Origin of the sequence: Psychrobacter sp. UBA6739 (assembly GCF_002453835.1) — a bacterium.
Taxonomy (GTDB): Bacteria; Pseudomonadota; Gammaproteobacteria; order Pseudomonadales; family Moraxellaceae; genus Psychrobacter; species Psychrobacter immobilis_A.
The window spans coordinates 1-19415 of sequence record NZ_DKHR01000049.1 but is presented as its reverse complement, the minus strand read 5'-3'; the positions used below and the strand labels follow the sequence as shown (position 1 = coordinate 19415).

The 19415-nt window shown below is 43.7% G+C and carries 19 protein-coding genes; 2 read left to right on the top strand and 17 right to left on the bottom strand.

The genetic code is table 11. The features are described from left to right. The 5 genes from B2575_RS10580 to ubiG form a co-directional block, all read right to left on the bottom strand. A partial coding sequence (locus tag B2575_RS10580) for a helix-turn-helix domain-containing protein (protein ID WP_296241919.1) occupies positions 1-164 on the bottom strand: 164 nt, incomplete at its 3' end. 210 nt (positions 165-374) lie between these two features. Next, on the bottom strand, positions 375-641 hold the full coding sequence (locus B2575_RS10575; protein WP_087813872.1) for a DksA/TraR family C4-type zinc finger protein: 267 nt from the start codon (positions 639-641) through the stop codon (positions 375-377). 161 nt (positions 642-802) lie between these two features. Continuing rightward, entirely contained in the window at positions 803-1639 is an 837-nt protein-coding gene (locus tag B2575_RS10570) for a YciK family oxidoreductase (RefSeq protein ID WP_198332282.1), read from the bottom strand. A 99-nt stretch (positions 1640-1738) separates the two neighbouring features. Then, a complete protein-coding gene (locus B2575_RS10565) occupies positions 1739-2449 on the bottom strand; it encodes an HAD family hydrolase (RefSeq protein WP_087813874.1) in 711 nt (236 codons plus the stop codon). A 75-nt stretch (positions 2450-2524) separates the two neighbouring features. Continuing rightward, positions 2525-3364 carry a bifunctional 2-polyprenyl-6-hydroxyphenol methylase/3-demethylubiquinol 3-O-methyltransferase UbiG gene (gene ubiG, locus B2575_RS10560; protein WP_296241918.1) on the bottom strand — a complete coding sequence of 280 codons (840 nt, stop codon included), beginning with the start codon at positions 3362-3364 and terminating at the stop codon, positions 2525-2527. A 449-nt stretch (positions 3365-3813) separates the two neighbouring features. Between ubiG and B2575_RS10555 the strand changes: the two genes are divergently transcribed. After that, positions 3814-4434: a thiol:disulfide interchange protein DsbA/DsbL gene (locus tag B2575_RS10555; protein ID WP_045443155.1), complete on the top strand. Its 621-nt coding sequence runs from the start codon at positions 3814-3816 to the stop codon at positions 4432-4434. A 218-nt stretch (positions 4435-4652) separates the two neighbouring features. Here the strand turns inward: B2575_RS10555 and yjgA are convergent, their stop codons facing one another. The 8 genes from yjgA to mazG form a co-directional block, all read right to left on the bottom strand. After that, positions 4653-5171: a ribosome biogenesis factor YjgA gene (gene yjgA / locus B2575_RS10550; protein WP_045443152.1), complete on the bottom strand. Its 519-nt coding sequence runs from the start codon at positions 5169-5171 to the stop codon at positions 4653-4655. Positions 5172-5271: 100 nt separating this feature from the next. Next, complete coding sequence (gene rapZ, locus B2575_RS10545) at positions 5272-6237, bottom strand: RNase adapter RapZ (protein WP_083475611.1); 966 nt, start codon at positions 6235-6237, stop codon at positions 5272-5274. Positions 6238-6279: 42 nt separating this feature from the next. Further along, the gene (gene panC, locus B2575_RS10540; protein WP_296241910.1) at positions 6280-7188 is read right to left on the bottom strand and encodes a pantoate--beta-alanine ligase; all 909 of its coding nucleotides are present in this window, start codon (positions 7186-7188) and stop codon (positions 6280-6282) included. 41 nt (positions 7189-7229) lie between these two features. Next, a complete protein-coding gene (gene panB / locus B2575_RS10535) occupies positions 7230-8030 on the bottom strand; it encodes a 3-methyl-2-oxobutanoate hydroxymethyltransferase (RefSeq protein WP_296241909.1) in 801 nt (266 codons plus the stop codon). 149 nt (positions 8031-8179) lie between these two features. Then, positions 8180-8701 (bottom strand): 2-amino-4-hydroxy-6-hydroxymethyldihydropteridine diphosphokinase, encoded by a 522-nt coding sequence (gene folK, locus B2575_RS10530; RefSeq protein ID WP_296241907.1) that lies wholly within the window; start codon positions 8699-8701, stop codon positions 8180-8182. Next, entirely contained in the window at positions 8694-10973 is a 2280-nt protein-coding gene (gene pcnB / locus B2575_RS10525; protein WP_296241906.1) for a polynucleotide adenylyltransferase PcnB, read from the bottom strand. The genes folK and pcnB overlap by 8 nt, the downstream gene beginning before the upstream one ends. A gap of 166 nt (positions 10974-11139) precedes the next feature. After that, positions 11140-11439 (bottom strand): ComEA family DNA-binding protein, encoded by a 300-nt coding sequence (locus B2575_RS10520; protein ID WP_227694019.1) that lies wholly within the window; start codon positions 11437-11439, stop codon positions 11140-11142. Positions 11440-11510: 71 nt separating this feature from the next. Further along, entirely contained in the window at positions 11511-12392 is an 882-nt protein-coding gene (gene mazG / locus B2575_RS10515) for a nucleoside triphosphate pyrophosphohydrolase (protein ID WP_296241903.1), read from the bottom strand. Positions 12393-12523: 131 nt separating this feature from the next. Here mazG and B2575_RS10510 point away from each other — a divergent pair, with 131 nt between their 5' ends. Then, the gene (locus B2575_RS10510; protein WP_296241901.1) at positions 12524-14023 is read left to right on the top strand and encodes a phosphomannomutase CpsG; all 1500 of its coding nucleotides are present in this window, start codon (positions 12524-12526) and stop codon (positions 14021-14023) included. Between the two features lie 100 nt (positions 14024-14123). On the opposite strand, the gene B2575_RS10505 is transcribed toward B2575_RS10510, so the two are convergent. The 4 genes from B2575_RS10505 to galE are packed head-to-tail and all read right to left on the bottom strand — an operon-like array spanning position 14124 to position 19266. Next, on the bottom strand, positions 14124-15554 hold the full coding sequence (locus B2575_RS10505) for a UDP-glucose/GDP-mannose dehydrogenase family protein (RefSeq protein WP_296241899.1): 1431 nt from the start codon (positions 15552-15554) through the stop codon (positions 14124-14126). Between the two features lie 40 nt (positions 15555-15594). Further along, on the bottom strand, positions 15595-17262 hold the full coding sequence (gene pgi / locus B2575_RS10500; protein WP_296241898.1) for a glucose-6-phosphate isomerase: 1668 nt from the start codon (positions 17260-17262) through the stop codon (positions 15595-15597). Positions 17263-17265: 3 nt separating this feature from the next. Continuing rightward, entirely contained in the window at positions 17266-18150 is an 885-nt protein-coding gene (locus tag B2575_RS10495; protein ID WP_296241896.1) for a UTP--glucose-1-phosphate uridylyltransferase, read from the bottom strand. Between the two features lie 54 nt (positions 18151-18204). Beyond that, entirely contained in the window at positions 18205-19266 is a 1062-nt protein-coding gene (gene galE, locus B2575_RS10490) for a UDP-glucose 4-epimerase GalE (protein ID WP_296241894.1), read from the bottom strand. Positions 19267-19415: the final 149 nt, after the last annotated feature.

Sequence of the window (19415 nt, the reverse complement as noted above, 5' to 3'; positions counted from 1 at the left end):
ACCAGATTGGTGGCATTAATAAACGCATCTTTAGCAAACATCTCAAATGAGATTGCCAGCACTTGATTCCAAACAAAACGTGCAGAGCCGACAAGATTATTTAAAATAATCTCCTGCTCAGTATTAGGCTCCAGCCTAAATTTATACGCTTTGTTGATTTTCATCTAACACTCTTTATAAGTTACAAGGCATTATAATAATTAATTATTCTACCAGATTCAGGCGCATATTATGTAATTTAAACATTAAAAATGATGCGAAATTCACCGCCACCCTAATGTCGGATGGCGTCCTCTTTCGCGGTTTTGATAGTAATAGACAAAAAAAGGGCAGACATTGCTGTTCGATATAGCAATGCCTGCCCTTTTTCTTTTTTAACGTAATTGACTGTCTTTGCTACCGCGCCGGTTGAACAGCTCAGCGGCTCTCGCCTCTTGTTCAAGTTCTGTCTGACAGCTGACGCAATGCTGAATACCAGGCACTGCTAACCGCCGTGCTTCTGGAATAGGCTTGCCGCATTCATCACACGTCTCGGCACTGATGCCAGTTGGCAACGCACGTCTTGCCCGCTCTAATGCATCATTTACCGTTGCATCCATTTGCTCATGCTCAGCACCATCTCTTGACCAACCACCTGCCATAACTCTATCCTATTTACGATAATTAGATATTACAAATCGCTTTAATAACAAATAGATGGGGTTGTTTATAATTAATTGCAACCTACTAGAGCATGCCTCAATCTGAAAGTATGCGAATAAATACGCTAAATAATGACATTTCCTAGCAAAAAATCACATGGCTAACCTTTTGGCTGTAGCTCAACCACTTGCCCGCGTACCCCGATACTGGCATCACTCATCAGACAAACATAGCCTGCCATGATATCTTCAGGTGTTTTTAGGCTCATAGGACTCTCTCCTGGATAAGCATGGGCGCGCATATTGGTACGAGTGCCACCAGGATTGACACAGTTAAAACGTAAATTAGTTGTATTCTGTGTCTCTTGGGTAAAGATATCACTCATGCCTTCTACGGCTTGCTTGGACAGCGCATAAGCACCCCAGAACGCGCGAGGATGTGTACCGACCGTGCTAGAGGTGAAAATAACAGAGCCATTCTCAGCATCTTTAAGTAGTGGTAGCAGTGCTTGGGTGAGCATAAACGTCGAGGTAAAGTTCACCTTCATAACTTGTGCAAAAGTATCGACGTCATACATCTCAAGTGGGGTTAGCTGCCCAAGCATACCCGCATTGTGCAAGATGCCATCGAGCTGACCGACTTCTTTATTAATCAACCCCTCTAACTGCTGCATTTCAGCATAGGTTGCCCCTTCTAGATTCATCGGTAGCATGGCAGGCTGTTTGCCACCAAGACTTTCAATCTCATCATAAACATATTCAAGCTTGCTGCTGGTACGTCCCAATAACAGGACTGTCGCTCCATAACGAGCATAAGTCAGCGCGGCAACGCGGCCGATACCGTCACCTGCCCCCGTGACCAAAATAGTCTTACCATCTAAACAATTATCAGATGGTACAAAGTTGCGAATATCATTATGAGTTAACGGTTGAGTTAGACTTTGAACGGTTTTCTGGTGGTCTTGCTGACTAGCTGACTGGTTAATATTGTCACTCATGGCATTGCTCACTGCTTATCGTTTAATAGTTGGGATGCTAAGTATTTATCGTGTTTCTTTAAAAACATAGAGTGTGGCGGACTCGATTTATAATTTTATTTATAAATAGTCAAATTTACCAGAAGAGAGCAACAGTTTATTTAATTGCTCAGGCGTATCAGTAATATAATCTGCACCCCATTTCTTTAGGTTTTTTTGATCTTCAGGCGGAATATAACCATAAGCAGCTAGAATCGTCGGCATGCCAGCGGCATTACCAGCTTCGATATCACGGATATGATCGCCAACATAAATCACGCTTTCAGCGGCGCCGCGAGGGATACCAAGCTTCTCTAACGCCGCATACATAGGCTCTGGATCGGGTTTTGAGCGAGACACATCATCAGGACAGACCAAAGCAGAACAGCGCCCGTCTAACTGCATCTTGTCTAGTAACTTCTCTGCCAGATAACGCGGCTTGTTGGTCACAATACCCCATGGCACCCCTTTTTCTTCAAGAGCAGTCAACACATCTTCTAATTCAGCGAACACACAACTATCGACGCATATCTCAGCTTCATAATCATCTAAAAACTGTTGGCGAAACTCCTGCAAAGCTTCTTCGCTAACCTCAATTTGATCGTTATGACGTAGCATCAACTGTACCATCGCTGAAGCACCAGCAGAAACTTGCTCGCGAATTTCTGCTTCAGGGGGTGCTTGCCAATCATTTTCGCGGCTCATTTTACCGATAATACGGACAAAATCAGCAGCCGTATCGATTAATGTCCCATCGAGATCAAATAAAACCGCTTTTACAAATTGGCTCATAGTGAATGCTCTTAATATAGATAAGGTGTTGAGTGAAATAGTATGGCATGAAAACAACCAAATACGGCATTCAGCTTAAGCCAGTGGCTTGTGTACTGCCATCATGTAATTGACATCGACATTTTGAGCCAGCCAATAGCGCTTGGTCAGCGGATTATAATGCAAGCCAATGATATCTTGACGTGTGAATCCAGCATCAATTGCCATTTTGTCTAGCTCAGCTGGCGTAATAAATTTGGCATAGTCATGAGTGCCGCGATCGAGCAAGCGCAATACATACTCTGCGCCAACGATGGCAAACAGATATGATTTAGGGTTTCGATTGATCGTCGATAATACGCAGACACCGCCTGGTGCCAATAACTCAAAGCACGCCTGCACAATCGAGCTGGGATCAGGCACATGCTCGAGCATCTCCATGCAAGTCACTATATCGAACTGACCTGCATGAGTTTTGGCTAGTTCTTCTACTGGGATATGCTGATAGCGCAGCGTCTCATGTAAAGCGCTTTGCTCTGCATGCAGCGCTGCCGCTTTTAGGTTTTCGGTACCCAAATCAATCCCTGTCACATCCGCACCGCGACGTGCCATAGACTCTGACAATATACCGCCGCCACAGCCGACATCGAGCACTTTTTTTCCAGCCAAGCCTGTTTCAGCCGTTTTATGAATATCTGTATCAGCACTGTCATCTTGATAACTGCGCTTGACGTTTTCTTCTATCCAATTTAGACGCAGTGGATTTATTTCATGCAAAGTCGCAAGTGCACCCGTCTTACTCCACCATTCGCTTGCCAACTTATTAAATTTGTCGACTTCGCTAGGATCTACATTAATGGCGGTAGCCGTTGTATCATCAAGACTGCTGTTTGCTTGCTCATTCAAAGAAGGCGAGGAAGATAGAGCTGAGCTCATTGCATTTTTCCTTTATTGTCATTATCGTTGTAATCATATACAGTGCACAATTATGTACCTAATATTAGCATGAGAGCGGCAGCTTTGTCGTGAGTACATCGTCACCGATTGTGAATGGTCTTAGCAAACGTTCATACTTTCTGTACCGTTTTTTTAGAGGATAGATGCTTCAAACAGCTTAGAATCTAAATAATAAAACGCTAAAAAAACTCCTAAAAACACGGTGAAATAAGCCTTAAATAATGGCTCACAGCTTTACAACCATTAGTTAAGAATCGGATTCACAAGCGACCATGTTTTACGTTATTATAGTCGATACGTCGCTATAGTTCGATTATACTCGACACTGTCTCGTTTGGGCACTTTAAAAACTTGTGCGCTGTACCCAAAACCATACGATACTAAAACATCTCAACAAACCCTAAGTTTTCACACCTCAAGGATAAAGTATGAAACGTGTCATCACACTGACTGGTCTGGCCATGGCCATTGGACTTGCCACTATGGGCGCACAAGCTGCCGACTATGTCGCCGGAAAAGACTATCGCGTGCTAGACAATCCAGAAAAAATCAGCGGTGATGCTATCATTGTTCGTGAGTTTTTTTGGTATGGTTGCCCGCATTGTAACGTTCTTAACCCACATATGGAAAAATGGGCTAAAAACAAAGACAAAGACGTTGCCTTTTTCAAAACGCCAGCAGCGCTTAACCCTGTCTGGGAAGCGAACGCTCGTGGTTTCTATGCCGCTCAGCTGCTAGGGTTTGAAGACAAGACTCATGACGCGCTATTTGATGCCATTCACAAAGATGGTAAGAAAATCTTTGACCAATCATCATTAAGCAAATGGTATGCATCGAAAGGCGTTAATGAGAAGAAATTCAATAGCCTTTATAATTCATTCGCCGTTGGTACGAAAATTGGTCGTTCACAAGCAGGCGCTAAGCGTTATCAGCTCTCTGGTGTGCCAGCAGTCGTCGTGCAAGGCAAATACGTTGTCACTGGTGAAAGTGCCACTGTACCTAAAGTCGTTGACTATTTGGTTGACAAAGTGCGTGCTGAAAAGAAATAAGTTAAGTACTAATATAAATTAAGTACCGTTATAAATTAAGTACTGTTATAAATTAGGGACTAGCATTTAGGTACAAGTGTCATTTGGACATAAATGCTCTTACCCATAAAAAAGCCAATCACTTGATGATTGGCTTTTTGCATTTGCAGACTACATTAGTTTATAAGTGGAGATATTGTATAAATAGTGGTCAAAGTTATTTAGCCGCTATCATCTTATTATTTTTCTTTTTTCAATTGCGACAAAATAGTGACTTCACGAATATAACTGGCTAAATCTGCTTTAGACTCTGCCATCAGCTCATCATCTTGGGTATGTTTGGCGTACTCAATCCACAACAATAATTGATACATACTATTTTGTTCAGATGCTTGGTATTGTTTAACGAACTGCTTAAGCGTCCCTTCATCATTAATATTTAAACGCTCAAACCAACTTTCTATTTTTGAGACCTGCTCTTTAGGGAAAAACGCATCAAATAATGCTTTTACCAATTCGTGGCGGTTTTCTTCACTAATCAGCTTACCAACGCGCTTGGTTTGGCGAATACGAGCATTAGCGCTGGTGATATCGGCCAATGCCATGAGTTCTGCCATAAAATAGTCACTAGCTGGCAGATTTTTGAGCTGCTTTTTCGATAAGCTGGCAAGTGGTATCGACAACTTCTGCAAGCGCTCATGGGCTTTTTTGAGTTCAGTGCGCGAGACGCGCATATCCTGTTCTTTCCAGTCAATCATAAAAGCTTTCCAAAATAATAAATAATAAAATTAACAGGGGCATGTCCTCATTTTAGGAATAGTCATAAAAATGAAGATATGCCCCAGTGTTTACCAATAACTACCAACGATTTTTTTCACGATGTTTCGCCAGCACTTTTATACTTTGCGGCATAACATCGGCAAGACGACGTTGTAAATTATCGGTGATGAATACTGAACGATGCTTACCACCAGTACAGCCAATAGCCACTGTCACTGTATGGCGGTTATTGTGTAAAAATTCGGGCAACCAACGGGTTAAAAACTTATCTATATCATCAGTCATCTCAGCCACTTCTGGATAGTCGGCAAAAAATGCGGCAACTTCCGTGTCTAGACCTGTCGAAGTACGCAATTCAGGATTCCAATGCGGATTCGGCAAAATTCTCACATCAAAGACAAAATCTGCATCAATAGGACTGCCATATTTAAAGCCAAAAGACAGCAGATTAATCACAATCTGATTGTCCACGCCGACATGTTCACGCAAGCTGTCTTTCAATTGATGAATATTCAAATTGCTGGTATCGATTCTGATATCGGCATGACCTGCGATAGGCTCTAACAGCTCCACTTCTTTTTTAATCGCGGCAGGTAGATTAAAAGCAATGTGCTTGGCATTGTCACTATCGATATCCTGCGACATCAGCGGATGTACGCGGCGTGTCGCATTAAAACGTGCTATCAAAGTGCTTTCTTGCGCGGTCACATACACCACTTTGACCGCATGCGCCCCGTATGTTTTTTTTAGGGATGCATGCATCTCTGCAAAGTTGGATAGATCCGCTCGCGGTGTTCGAATATCAACACCAAGCGCAATACGACGAATCCCACTTTCATTGACCAATTTATGCGCAGCATCCGGCAATAAGGATAACGGTAAGTTATCAATAGAATAATATCCTAAATCTTCTAAGATATTTAATACTGAGGTTTTACCTGAGCCTGAACGCCCTGATACCACTAGGATACTGAGCTTATCGGTTGCTATTTTACACGCTGCCTGCTCAGATTGACTGTTATTTTCACCCTGACTCACATCCATGATTCACCCATTCTAGTCCATTGCATCCTGCAAATTACTATGTCACAACGATTGATCCACCGTCACCAATTGATTGTCTAACAAACGTGCACGTCCTAGCCAAGCAGCGACTAAAATCATCAAACTCTCATTTTCTGCATTAAAAGTTACAGTATCATTAGTGAGTGACTCTAGCGTATCGGTTTTAATGTCTAAATAATCAATAATGAAGCCAGCATCCGTAATACGCTGATGCGTTTCTGCTAGCAACGACTGAACAGCTTGTTGGTTCTGTTCACCTTTTTCTAACTGCTTTGCGAGATATTGTAGCGCTTGATGGATAACAGGTGCTACCTCACGTTCAGTAACACTTAAATATTGGTTACGCGATGAAAGCGCCAAACCATCTGCAGCACGGACAATAGGTGCCCCTATAATTTCAATGGGATAACTTAAATCACGTACCAATTGCTTAATAATCGCTAATTGCTGATAATCTTTTTGTCCAAAAACAGCAATATTCGGTTGTACGATATTGAACAGTTTAGAGACGACAATACCAACACCGTCAAAATGGCCAGGGCGTGATTGACCACATAATTGAGTGGTAATAGCTCCCGCGAGAACGGAGGTTGGCGGCGGTAAGACTGGGTACATCTCTTCAATACTGGGCGCAAACACATAATCAGTATCGACTGTTGCTAGCTTAGCGACATCCTCATCAAGCGTGCGAGGATAACTATCAAAGTCTTCTCCCGCGCCAAATTGAGTAGGGTTGACAAAAATACTAACCACCACGATATCAGCATGTTGCTTGGCTATTTTTACTAATTCAAGATGACCAGCATGCAGATTGCCCATCGTTGGCACTAAAGCGATGCGCTGTGGGCCATCTTGATTGTCATTTTTTTGTCCACGATAAGACTGTAAAGCCGTACGCAATGCGGAGATATGATGATGAATGATTGGCATGGTTAACTATTCTTCTACTGATAATCGTAAAAACTAAAATGTTAGCTAAACTGGTGCTGCTCGGTTGGAAAACTGCCTTCACGTACTGACTGCTGGTAAAGGGCAAATGCGCCTTCGATACTGTGCGCGCTATTACGTTCATCAGTCAAAAAGTCATGAATAAAGCGCGGAACACGGCCGTGCGTCATACCTAGCATGTCATGCATGACCAACACTTGACCATCCGTATCCGCACCAGCACCAATCCCAATAACTGGCACTGCGACGGCTTCCGTCACTGCTTTTGCAAGCTCAGCAGGTACGCACTCTAACACTAGCAGCGCAGCACCTGCCGCAACGACTGCTTTCGCATCAGCAAGCAATTTATCAGCCGCTTCGTCACCACGACCTTGGATTTTATAACCACCAAACACATTGACTGATTGCGGTGTTAATCCTAAATGCACACAAGTAGGCGTCCCTGCTTGCGCCAAAGTCGTGATTAAATCGCAAAGCTCACTACCACCTTCAATCTTAATAACATGCGCGCCCGCCTGCATCAGCTGGCGACTATTGGCAACCGCTTCTGGTAGGGTGACATAGCTCATAAATGGTAGGTCAGCCAAAATCAGCGCGTGTTTATTGCTACGGGCAATATTGGCTGTATGATAAGCCATGTCATTGACAGTCACGGGTAACGTTGAATCATGACCTTGCACCACCATGCCCAAACTGTCACCGATTAAAATCGTATCAATTTCTGCTTTTTCCATCATGCGTGCAAACATCGAGTCATAGCACGTTAAGCAAGTGAACTTGGTGCCGTCTTTTTTAAATTTTTTTAAAGTAGATAACGTCGTCATATGATCCTCGATTAACCTTTAGTATCTTTTAGCACCTTTAGCTGTCTCTAGCTATTATTCTGATTATGATCAAAACTTTTAGCAATCGTTTGGTATAAGTGTTTTACTTTAAAAGAGGTGAACGCTGTCACTCTTTTATAATAGATTGGCTACAGTAGTTTTAAGCCTGTCCAATCTTTGCTAGGCGGATAGTCATTTATCGACTTGCTAGCAATGATAAGCGCTGGGGTTAACTCTCGCAGTGGTAATAAGACAAAATTACGCTCAAACAATCCAGCGTGCGGTACGGTTAATTGTGGCTCAGTGATTTGCGCCTCACCGTATAACAAAATATCGACATCCAAACTACGCTCACCCCACCGCCGTATTCGTGAACGCTTAGCTTCTTTTTCTAACTGTTGACAGTAAGCAAGCAACTCAAAAGGCGGCAATATCGTCTCAAACTCAGCGACGGCATTAACAAAATCAGGCTGATCTTGCGGCCCCATAGGCGCTGAAGCGTAAAACGAAGAAACACGAACCGCACGTATTTGATTATGCTCTTGCATCGATGCGATTGCCTGCTGCAAATGTTCTACTGGTGAACCCAAGTCGTTAGACAAATTGCTACCCAAACCTACGTAGCAGGTTACCCAATTCGCGTTGCCCGCATCATTAGTAATATTAGACATTGTCAGTACTAGGCTGGCGACGGCGACGTTTCGATGGCACAGGGCCTTTATTGTCATTCATACTACTCGTACCAACATTGCCGTTAGCAGCTTGGCTGGTTTTAGCAAACTTTGCTTCTGTCGTTTTGGCTGGTTTTTTAGTGCTTGCAGGTGTCGTAACCTTCGCCACTTTTTTGCGCTCAGCCGTTTTTTTAGCCGGAATATCTGTTTTATTAGTAGGCTGGGCTGCGGGCTTAGGTGCTTTTTTTGCATACTTTGCTACAGCTTTAACATCGTTGTTAGTCGTTACTTGCGTCTCTGTATTACTAGCAAGATTTATACTATCTACACTCGGCTGACGACGGCGACGCTTATGCGGTATCGGCTCATTATTCATACTGACGAGCGCTGGCGATCTTGCTACCGAGCGAGCCACAGATGAAGGCATGACCTCTGACTGTGTTGCTTTTGGCTGCTGAGCTTGATTTGAGCGATCAGGTTTACTGTCAGCCTTACTACTATAAGAGTTGGCATCAGAACTGGCATCCTGATTTTTTAGTGCTTTCTCAGCCGATACATTCTTATGGGCAGGTTTTTTCTGCGCCGCCTCTTGACGACTATCAGGCTTATCGCCATTTGATAGCTGCTTCTGTAATGGCGGCACGACTTTTTCATGCTCGATTACAAAGAGTGGGGCAGGCTTGGAATGATGGCGTTTATTTGCCGCTTGGTTGCTGCTATTGGCAAGGGATAGCAGTCGTAACTGAGCAAGCTCATGACTGTCTTGACTTACTTGCTGCGATTCATAGTGCTTGTTGTTATTGCTACCAGATTGCTTAACAGAGGGTGATTGACTGGCAGCGCGGCGACGGCGTGCTGGAATATTTGACGGGTCATTTACCATATTCTGATCATTCCTACCCTGCTCAGCAGTATCATTGGCTTTGCTGTGCTTGGTATTTTTTTGATGAGATATTGAGTGATCGATGCTATTTGACTCTGAATTTTGATGATTACGCCCACGACCACGCTGCGCTTGTTGCCCTTTTTTATAGGCACCGCGACGAATATTTTCATCAAAATCATCAATGGCTTGCTGCTGCTCTCGTTCAGACAATGTCTGATAGGTCTGCCACCAATCGCCCATACCATTGGTCGATTCTGATAATGGATGCTCAGCATCACCGCATTGCTCACGCAATAACAAAAAGTCAAAACCTGCGCGAAAGCGTGGATGCTCAGAGAGCTGGACGATTTGTTTGCTACGCGGGGCTGCAAGTCTTGGCTGCAATATCCAGATATCACGGATAAACTGCTCTGCAAATTTAGGAATCGCGGTCTTGATACGTTGACGATCAATCACTTTACCAGCAGCATGCATTTGCGCTTCAGCAAACGGCATATTGCGCTTCTTGGCTTTTGCCAACTGATGCAGATAGTTTTCCCATAATAGCGCAGCATAAAAGAACGCCGGATTGATACTTTTGCCCGCAGCAATACGTTTGTCGGTATTAATAGCGACTTGATTGACCAGTGCACTTGGCTCAGATGGTGGGTAGATGATTAAGCTATCAATCGCCCCTGACTCAAACAATAGCGGCAATAATGGCACCAGATAACCACCGGTAAACATTTTCTGGGTTTCATCATAGAGACGATGCGGTGATATTTGCTCAAGCAATGCCCAGTTGCCATCATGAAACTGATCGGCTAACTCGTCATCAAACTCAAAACCGAGCTTGGCTTTGAAACGTAAAGCACGCAACAAACGTACTGGATCTTCTTCGATACGCACTGGCGCATGGCCGAGCAGACGAATGATTTTATTATCAATGTCGTCAAGCGCACCGCAAAAATCATGAACCACACCTTTAAGCGGTTGATAATAAAGCGCATTAATAGAGAAATCGCGACGAGAGAAGTCTTGTTTGATATCACCCCAAACATTATCACGCAGGATCATACCGTCTTGATTGGTATTAGCATCATTGGTTGGTGGACCACGGAAGGTAGCAACCTCAATCAACTCACGGCCTGAATACACGTGCGCCAACTGAAAGCGGCGACCGATAATGCGGCAGCGCTTGCCAAAGACGTCTTTGATCTCATGCGGCTTGGCATCAGTGACAGCGTCAAAGTCTTTTGGACGTAAACCCAATAAGGTATCACGCACGCCGCCACCGACGATATAGGCATCAAATCCAGCTCGGTTTAAGGTGGCAATCACTTCAGTAATGGAATTGGGTAATTCAGATTTATTCAGTTCTAACTGCTTGGCGGCACGCTCGGCCATGCATCTACTCCTCGCCGGTATTCTTTAACCACCCCTGATGAACACAGCGTTTATCAGGCGGATGTACCTGCTAGTTTAACAAATTTTGCGCCTAGTAGGTGTGTTATGACTGATACTTACGTGCTATTTTGTCAATATTGGGGTTAATTAAAGCAAAATATTGCCCTTAATCTTGTACGCGTAAACGTCCTCGATTTTTCTCAACCGTTTTTGCACCAATACCTTTGACCTTTGCTAACTCATCCACTGTCTTAAAATCACCAAACATCTCACGATATAAAATAATCGCTTGGGCTTTGCTGCTACCGATACCGTTTAATGAAACGAGCTCGCCTTCACTAGCACGATTGATATTAATGGTGGCTTGGTCACGTACCTGTATTTTGGCACTTTCTTGCGCCAATAGATATTCATAAGCCCTTTGAGGATTATCAAAACAAGGCGCAGCTTGAACACTGTTCAACATAAAAACCGCCAATATTAGACTGAAAACAGCCATATTGACTAAGCTAACAAACGAGGCCTTATGATAAGCGTTCATGACGATCGTTCATGTTGTTTCGCTGCTTCCCACAGTGCATCCATCTCTGCTATATCACTATCCTCTAAACGCTTGCCAGCCGCAGCTAACTGTTCTTCAATATAACCAAAACGTGATTTAAATTTATGCACACACGTCAACGTTGCGGCTTCTGCATCAAGATTGAGTTTACGGGCGATATTGACGAGCGCAAACATACAATCACCCAGCTCTTTTTCAATATCGCTAATATTGGCTTTGCTTATGTCATATTCAGCAGCATCTTTTGATTTATCTATCAATTCAGCCTTTAACTCGGCAATCTCTTCATCTAGCTTATCAAAAGCACCGCTAACGCCTTCCCAGTCAAACCCTAACTTTGACGCCTGTTTTTGTACATCTTGCGCTTGCATGAGCGCACTGCCCGCTTTGGTATTGTCTAAACGACGTTTTGGTTTGCCTCGTGCCTCGCGCGCTTGCTGCTCCTCTGCTTTAATCTCATCCCAACGAGCTTTTACCGCCGTGTCATCTTCAAGGGTTTCAGCCTCAAATACATGCGGATGACGACGAATGAGCTTTTCTTGTAAAGTGGTGATAACATCGCTCATATTAAAGCGACCTTGCTCCGCATACATCTGACAATGAAACACCACTTGCAGCAGTACATCGCCTAGCTCGCCTTTGATATCCTCATCGTCATCGCTTTGTACCGCTTCGCCTAGCTCATAGGCTTCTTCAATCGCATAGAGAATTAGGCTGTGATTGGTTTGTTTTTTATCCCACGGACAGTCAACACGTAGCCGTGCCATCAAAGCCAATAAATCGTCTAATTCACCACTAGCAGTTGGCGTTCCTTGTGCTGGCGTAGGCGCTACTATTTTATTGTCGAGAGTATTCATAAGGGAGGCTCTTATATTTTTGCTTATCGTTCAATTTAGCAGTTAGTGTATCATTGAACCTTGATTGGCTTATAATTGTGCTATCTATTTTATTATTTTACCACTGCACACGCGCAAGGAATTTTATCATTATGTCTACGTCTGCGACCATTCGTTATCAGCCAGAAACTGCATTTAATCCCATTATTATTGATTCATTTAAAGCTTATGATATTCGCGGCGAGCTTGGGGTAAATCTAAACGAAGCCATTGCTTACCGTATTGGTCGTGCTTTTGCACAGATTTTATTTCAGCGTTATGGTGCGGCGGTTGAGGCTCATGGCAATGATATGCTAAATCTAAAACCTACCATCGTTATTGGTAGCGATATTCGCCATTCAAGCGAGCAGCTAAAACAAGCGACTATCAAAGGTATGCTAGATGCCGGTATCGACGTGATTGACTTGGGCATGAGCGGTACAGAAGAGGTCTATTTTGCCACCAGTTATTATCAGGCATTGGGTGGTATTGAGGTCACAGCCAGCCATAATCCTATTAACTATAACGGCTTAAAATTGGTTAAGGAACATTCAAAACCAATCAGTGCTGATGATGGTTTGGCAGAGATTCAAGCATTGGCAGAGTCTGGGAAATTTACCGCTACTAATACTCTAGGAAAACTGCAATTATTAACTGATAAAAGCGCTTATATCAATCATGTCATGACTTTTATCGATACCGATAAGCTCAAACCCCTCAAATTAGTGATTAACTCAGGTAATGGCAGTGCAGGGCCTGTGGTTGACTTGTTGATTGAAAAGCTTGCACAAGCTGGTGCGCCAATTGAAGTGATTAAACTGCATCATACACCAGATGGTAGCTTCCCTAACGGCATCCCCAATCCAATGATTGAAGCCAATAGAGTGGCGACTCAGCAAGCTGTTTTGGAAAACAAAGCAGACCTTGGTATTGCCTTTGATGGTGACTTTGACCGCTGCTTTTTGTTCGATGAACATGGTGAATTTATTGATGGCAGTTACATCGTCGGCATGCTCGCTCAAACATTTTTGAATAAGCATCAACAACAAGGGCAGAATGAGTCAATCGTTTACGATCCACGTGTCATTTACAATACTGAAGCCGTGATTAAAGAACATAACGGTAAGGCTGTCATCAGTAAATCTGGTCACTCTTTTATCAAGCAAGTGATGCGTGATTCTGGTGCAGTTTATGGTGGCGAGATGTCAGCGCATCACTATTTTCGCGACTTTTTCTACTGTGATAGCGGCATGATTCCATGGCTACTAACCATTGAGCTATTATCGATTACTGGCAAGACACTGTCAGAATTGGTCAGCGATTATATTAAAGCCTACCCAAGCTCAGGCGAGCTAAACTTTCATCTGACGACTCATGATGCGCCAACGATTATTAGCGCAATTGAAGCAAAATTTAGCAGCGAAAACCCAACCAAGTCGATACTTGATGGTTTGAGTTTAAACTTTGGCGAATGGCGTTTTAACTTACGAGCTTCAAATACAGAACCGCTTATTAGATTAAATATCGAAAGTCGCGGTGATGAAGAGTTATTAGTCACTAAAACAGCAGAGATTCAGCAATGGCTTGCTAGCCAAGGTGCTATACCAGCGTAAACGAATACGATTTAATATGGGTGATTTCGATTAAAAACCAAAAAAAGCTCGCTGATAATTATCAACGAGCTTTTTTGATGACAGAAAAACTGGAATAAAGCTATTTAGACCGACCAATACCCATATAATCGCCTACCAGACTATCGATCTGCAATCGAGTCAGTGCATTTTGCGCATCAAATACTGGCATCGCGTGTTGATTAAGCTTGGCAATATCTAGTTGATCTTGTTGCGACCAACTAACGATAAAAATCGCCTGTGCGGCACTTAGCTGCTGATAAGGATTATTAATCAATTGCAGTAATGATTGCTGCTGATAAAGCATGGCAAGTTCATCTTGTGCTTTGTCGCTATACACCAAAGTACGAATATTATAAGACCATAATAACGCTAGTAATGGATGTATGGCTGAGCCTGCGGTACGTCCTGAGCCTGATTTATAACTACCTCCCCAAATCATCACCGTTTTATTGTCAATAAAACCATCAAAATATTGCCAGAATTTGCGGAATATCAGCTCTTTTTGATCTTCGTTGATGTGCATGACTGACTGCAGCAGCGGCATATCTAAACTGTGCGTTTGGCTAGACTGCTGCAACTTAGCCAGCTCGGTCGGTAGTGTGTTACCACCAAAGCCCCAGCCTGCTTGCAGATAACTGCTGCCGACACGCGCGTCTAGCCCCATGATACGACTGACTTGCTTAATATCTACCTGTTGACTGTCCGCCAAGCGTGACATCTCATTCATAAAACTCACTCGCGTCGCCAGCATCGCCATGATACTGCTACGGGCAAACTCTATCGTTGCGATATCAGCGTGATGAGCGGCACGCGCATGCTGCATTAACGGCTTCAATACTTCTAGATGCTGGCTACTGTTGGCTGTTTTTTCACCAAGCAACCACAGTGAAGGATTCAACATTGAGCTATAAGCATCACCATCTTGCAAGAATACAAACGGCACATAGTAGACCCATGCTCGCTGCAAACGCTGAGACAATGCTGAGACAACCCCTAGTTTCTCGATGCCACTTATAATCACGGGTAACGATTGCTGATGGCTGTGGTTGAAGGCAGTAATCCAGCTGGCTTCTGCCCATACTGGCTTGATACTGTCTAAAAATAACCAATAAAGCGCAACGGTGCTTTGGTCGTCAACCTTACTAATCTCATTGCTCTCATTGCTCTCATTGATGTGACGACTGTCACTAAAATTTGTCGTTTCATAATATTGTATTAACGTGTCAGCGCTAGCCGGTAATGCTGTACTAATTATAACCTGCTGCTGCTCATACATCTGCCACAGTGCTTGTAAATGATGCTCAAAGCCGTATTGTTGTATTTGCTGCGTCAATAGCTCAATATCTGCATAAAGATGCACGCGCTGACCTAGACTTGCCAGCACCACGGCGCTAGTAATGGCCTCAATGCTATGACCAATAAGCACACAAACTTGCTTGCTTGCAGTGCTTTGTGGTTTAGATTCATGCGTATATTTAGGTGTATTGTCATTTATAGAAACAGCGCTCATGCGTTCACCTTTAATGATTATCGACTTAGTAGCAAAACGATCAAGACAACTGCTGAATATGTTTTAACAGCTGGTTAGTGGAGCTGTCAAATTGGCTCTCGCCTGCTTTCTGCATGGCATCATGAACGGACTCTGCCATCTGCTTACCCATCTCAACGCCCCATTGATCAAACGGGTTAATATCCCAAATGCTGGCCATGACATAGACTTTATGCTCATAAAGTGCAATCAGTGCTCCCAAACTGTGCGGCGTTAGCTCGTCGATAAGTAGCGTGGTTGAAGGCTGATTGCCACGGTAATATTTGTATTTATCAGCGGCAGAAGCTACTTGAACCTCAGACTCTTGGAGCGCGGCATTACCAAAAGCTAGCACTCGGCTCTGTGCTAGACAATTGGCCAAAGACAGCTCATGCTGCTGCTGTAATGGCGCATTTTGCGATTGACCACTATAACGGCGCACACAAGCAATAAAGTCACAAGACACTTGCTGTGTGCCTTGATGTAGCAGCTGATAAAAGGCATGCTGCGCATTGGAGCCAATCTCGCCCCATAAAATCGGGCAAGTATCATAATCAATATGATCACCGTGCTGGGTGACCGATTTACCATTACTCTCCATCTCAAGCTGGGTTAAGTAGCTTGGTAAATAGCTGAGACGACCATCATAGGGCAATACGGTATGAGCATTTACCTGTAAAAAGGTACTGTTCCAAACAGCCAGTAGCCCTAATAATACGGGCAAGTTTTTTGCAAAATCAGCCTGAGCAAAATGCTCATCCATACTATGGGCACCGCTTAAAAATTCTTTAAACCCAGCCATGCCAATACGAATGGCAATAGCAAAACCAATCGCTGACCATAAAGAAAAACGACCGCCAACCCACTCCCAAAGCTGTAGCTGATGCTCAGGATGAATACCCCACGCACTCATTTTTTCACTGTTAGCGGAGATACCAATAAAGTGGCGGCGTAGCACACTGTCTTCAGTACCTGCATGCCGCTTGGCAGTGGCAAGCAGCCATGACAATGCTGTCTTGGCATTGGATAACGTATCAACGGTACCAAAGGATTTGGAAGAGATAATAAACAAGGTGGTTTCAGGGTTTAAATGCTTGAGCAAATTATCGAGCTGAGTACCGTCCATATTAGACACGAAATGCACCTCAATATTCGTATCTGCCCACTCGTCAAGGGCAGTAGCTGCCATCAGTGGTCCAAGATCAGAACCACCGACGCCGATATTCACTACATCGGTAATCGCCTTGCCAGAAAATCCGCGCCACGTACCACTACGGATACGTTCAGATAGACGCTCGACTTGGCAAAGGCTCTGATGAACATCGGCAACCACTTCTTGCTCACCCACTTGTAACTGTACCGTAGCAGGCAAACGTAACGCCGTATGCAAAGCAGCACGCGCTTCACTGGTATTGACCATAGCGCCCTGCATAAGCGCATCAATCCGTAGCGACAACTCACAGCTTTCTGCTAACTGCAAAAGACTTGCCAGTACCTGCTCGTCAATACATTGCTTGCTATAATCCATATATAGCGCGCCAGCTTGCATGCTAAAGCGCGTTGCACGACTGTCATCTTGTGCAAACAAGGCTGCCAGTGACCATGGCTGCTTCGCTAGCATTTGTAGTTGTTGCCAGTATGTAGAATTACGAGCACTGTTATAAGCGCTATTACCCTTTATCTCAGCCATCAGCTATTCATCTTCTGCTAATTGCTGCTCGGCAAAATAAATAAATGCTTGCATGTATGAGCGCATATCGCCTGCATCATAGCTGTCGCCGCGCATGGTCGTGACATTAACCCCATATTCGCTAATCAAGGCATCAATCGCATCGGTCAGTTGAATCTCGCCACCGACGGAGGCTTTGGTATTGGCTAGATAATCAAAGATATGATTGCTAAACACATAACGACCAACGACGGCTAAATTCGAAGGGGCAGCGGCTAAGTTGGGCTTTTCTACAAAACCTGCGACTTTAAAGCTGGCATTAACATCTGCTTTGTCATCGATATCGCCCGCATCGCTATACGTTTCACTTAATTGGGCGATACCGTATTTTTGCACATCCTCATCAGCCACTTGATCGACCAATATCTGTGAATGGCTATCTTTAGCAAAGGCATCAATCATAAAGGCCAAGTTATCAGCAGCCATATCGCCCGTAAAAGGATCGAGCACAACGTCGGGCAATAATACAGCAAAATCATGCTCACCAATAATGGGGCGAGCCGCCAGTACCGCATGTCCCAAACCTAATGGCTTACCTTGACGTATCATCGAAACCGTCACATCATCTGGTAGCCAGTTTAAGCTATCCGCCAGCTCGTCTTTACCTTTATGACGCAGTTGATTGTCCAATTCAGCATTGACATCAAAGTAGTTTTCAATGGCACTTTTTTGTGCATGACCGACTAATACAATATGCTTAATACCCGCAGCAATTGCCTCTTCGACCACATAATGAATGGCAGGACGATTGCCTAATGGCAATAGCTCTTTCGGCACGGATTTGGATAGCGGTAGCATACGGGTGCCAAAGCCTGCAACAGGGATAACGGCGTGGGTGATTTTTTGCATAATTTTTAAACTGTATTAAAGGAGGAGTGAGATAAAGGTTATATTTTATAAAAATCAAGCTAGATTATAACCATTAGGATTCATGCTTTGCCACCGCCAGCTATCTTGGCACATATCAGTGATGGAGAGTTTTGCTTGCCACTTCAACAGGTCTTTCGCTTTATCAGCGCTGGCATAACAGCTGGCGATATCACCTGCGCGGCGGCTAACAAACTGATAAGGAATGTCCTGCTCCGATACTTTGGAAAATGCTGCTACTAACTCTAAAACAGAAGTCCCTTTACCCGTACCTAAATTAATCGGTAAAAAACCTATTGGGCTTTTCTTATCTGAGCTGTGTTCTTCTACGCTGGTTTGCTGCTCTAAGTAACTAAGTGCGGCAACATGACCTTGCGCCAGATCAGTAACATGAATAAAATCACGAACACCAGTACCATCTATTGTAGGATAATCATTGCCAAAGATACTGAGCTTGGGTAGCTTGCCAACGGCTACTTGTGAGATATAGGGCATTAAGTTATTTGGGATATCATTAGGGTCTTCGCCAATCTGCCCTGAAGGATGTGCACCTACCGGATTAAAGTATCTCAAAGGGATGAGATTCCAGCTTTCATCGGATACCGCTAAGTCTTCTAGAATATGCTCGACCGTCAGTTTACTTTGACCATAAGAGTTGGTACAAGAACGCGGTGAATTCTCGTCAATAGGCAGCCTTTCAGGGTCACCATAAACCGTTGCTGACGATGAAAAAATAAGATTTTTGACATGGTACTCCGACATGACTTCTAATAAGGTAATAGTACCACTAACGTTATTGTCGTAATACATCAGCGGTTTGGCAACCGATTCTCCAACCGCTTTAAGACCTGCAAAATGAATGACGCCGAAGAACTTATGTGCTGAAAACACTTGTCTGAGTGACTCAACATCGCGGATATCACCTTCGATAAACTCAATGGGCTGACCGATAAGACTAGAGACACGATTTACTGCTTCGCGGCTACTATTGGATAGATTGTCGTATACGACTATGTCGTAGCCTGCTTGATGTAAGGCTATACAAGTGTGCGATCCAATATATCCTGCACCGCCTGTGACCAATATTTTGTTTTTCATAATATCGTCCAATAATTTCCGTTTATCTCTGATAGCTATTAAAACCACACCAATAGTCTTAATATCTCTATTAAGATCTTAAACAACCCAATCTATCTAGAGAACGTTAATATAGAGCAGTTGCTACTATAGTAAAACCCACTTAAAAG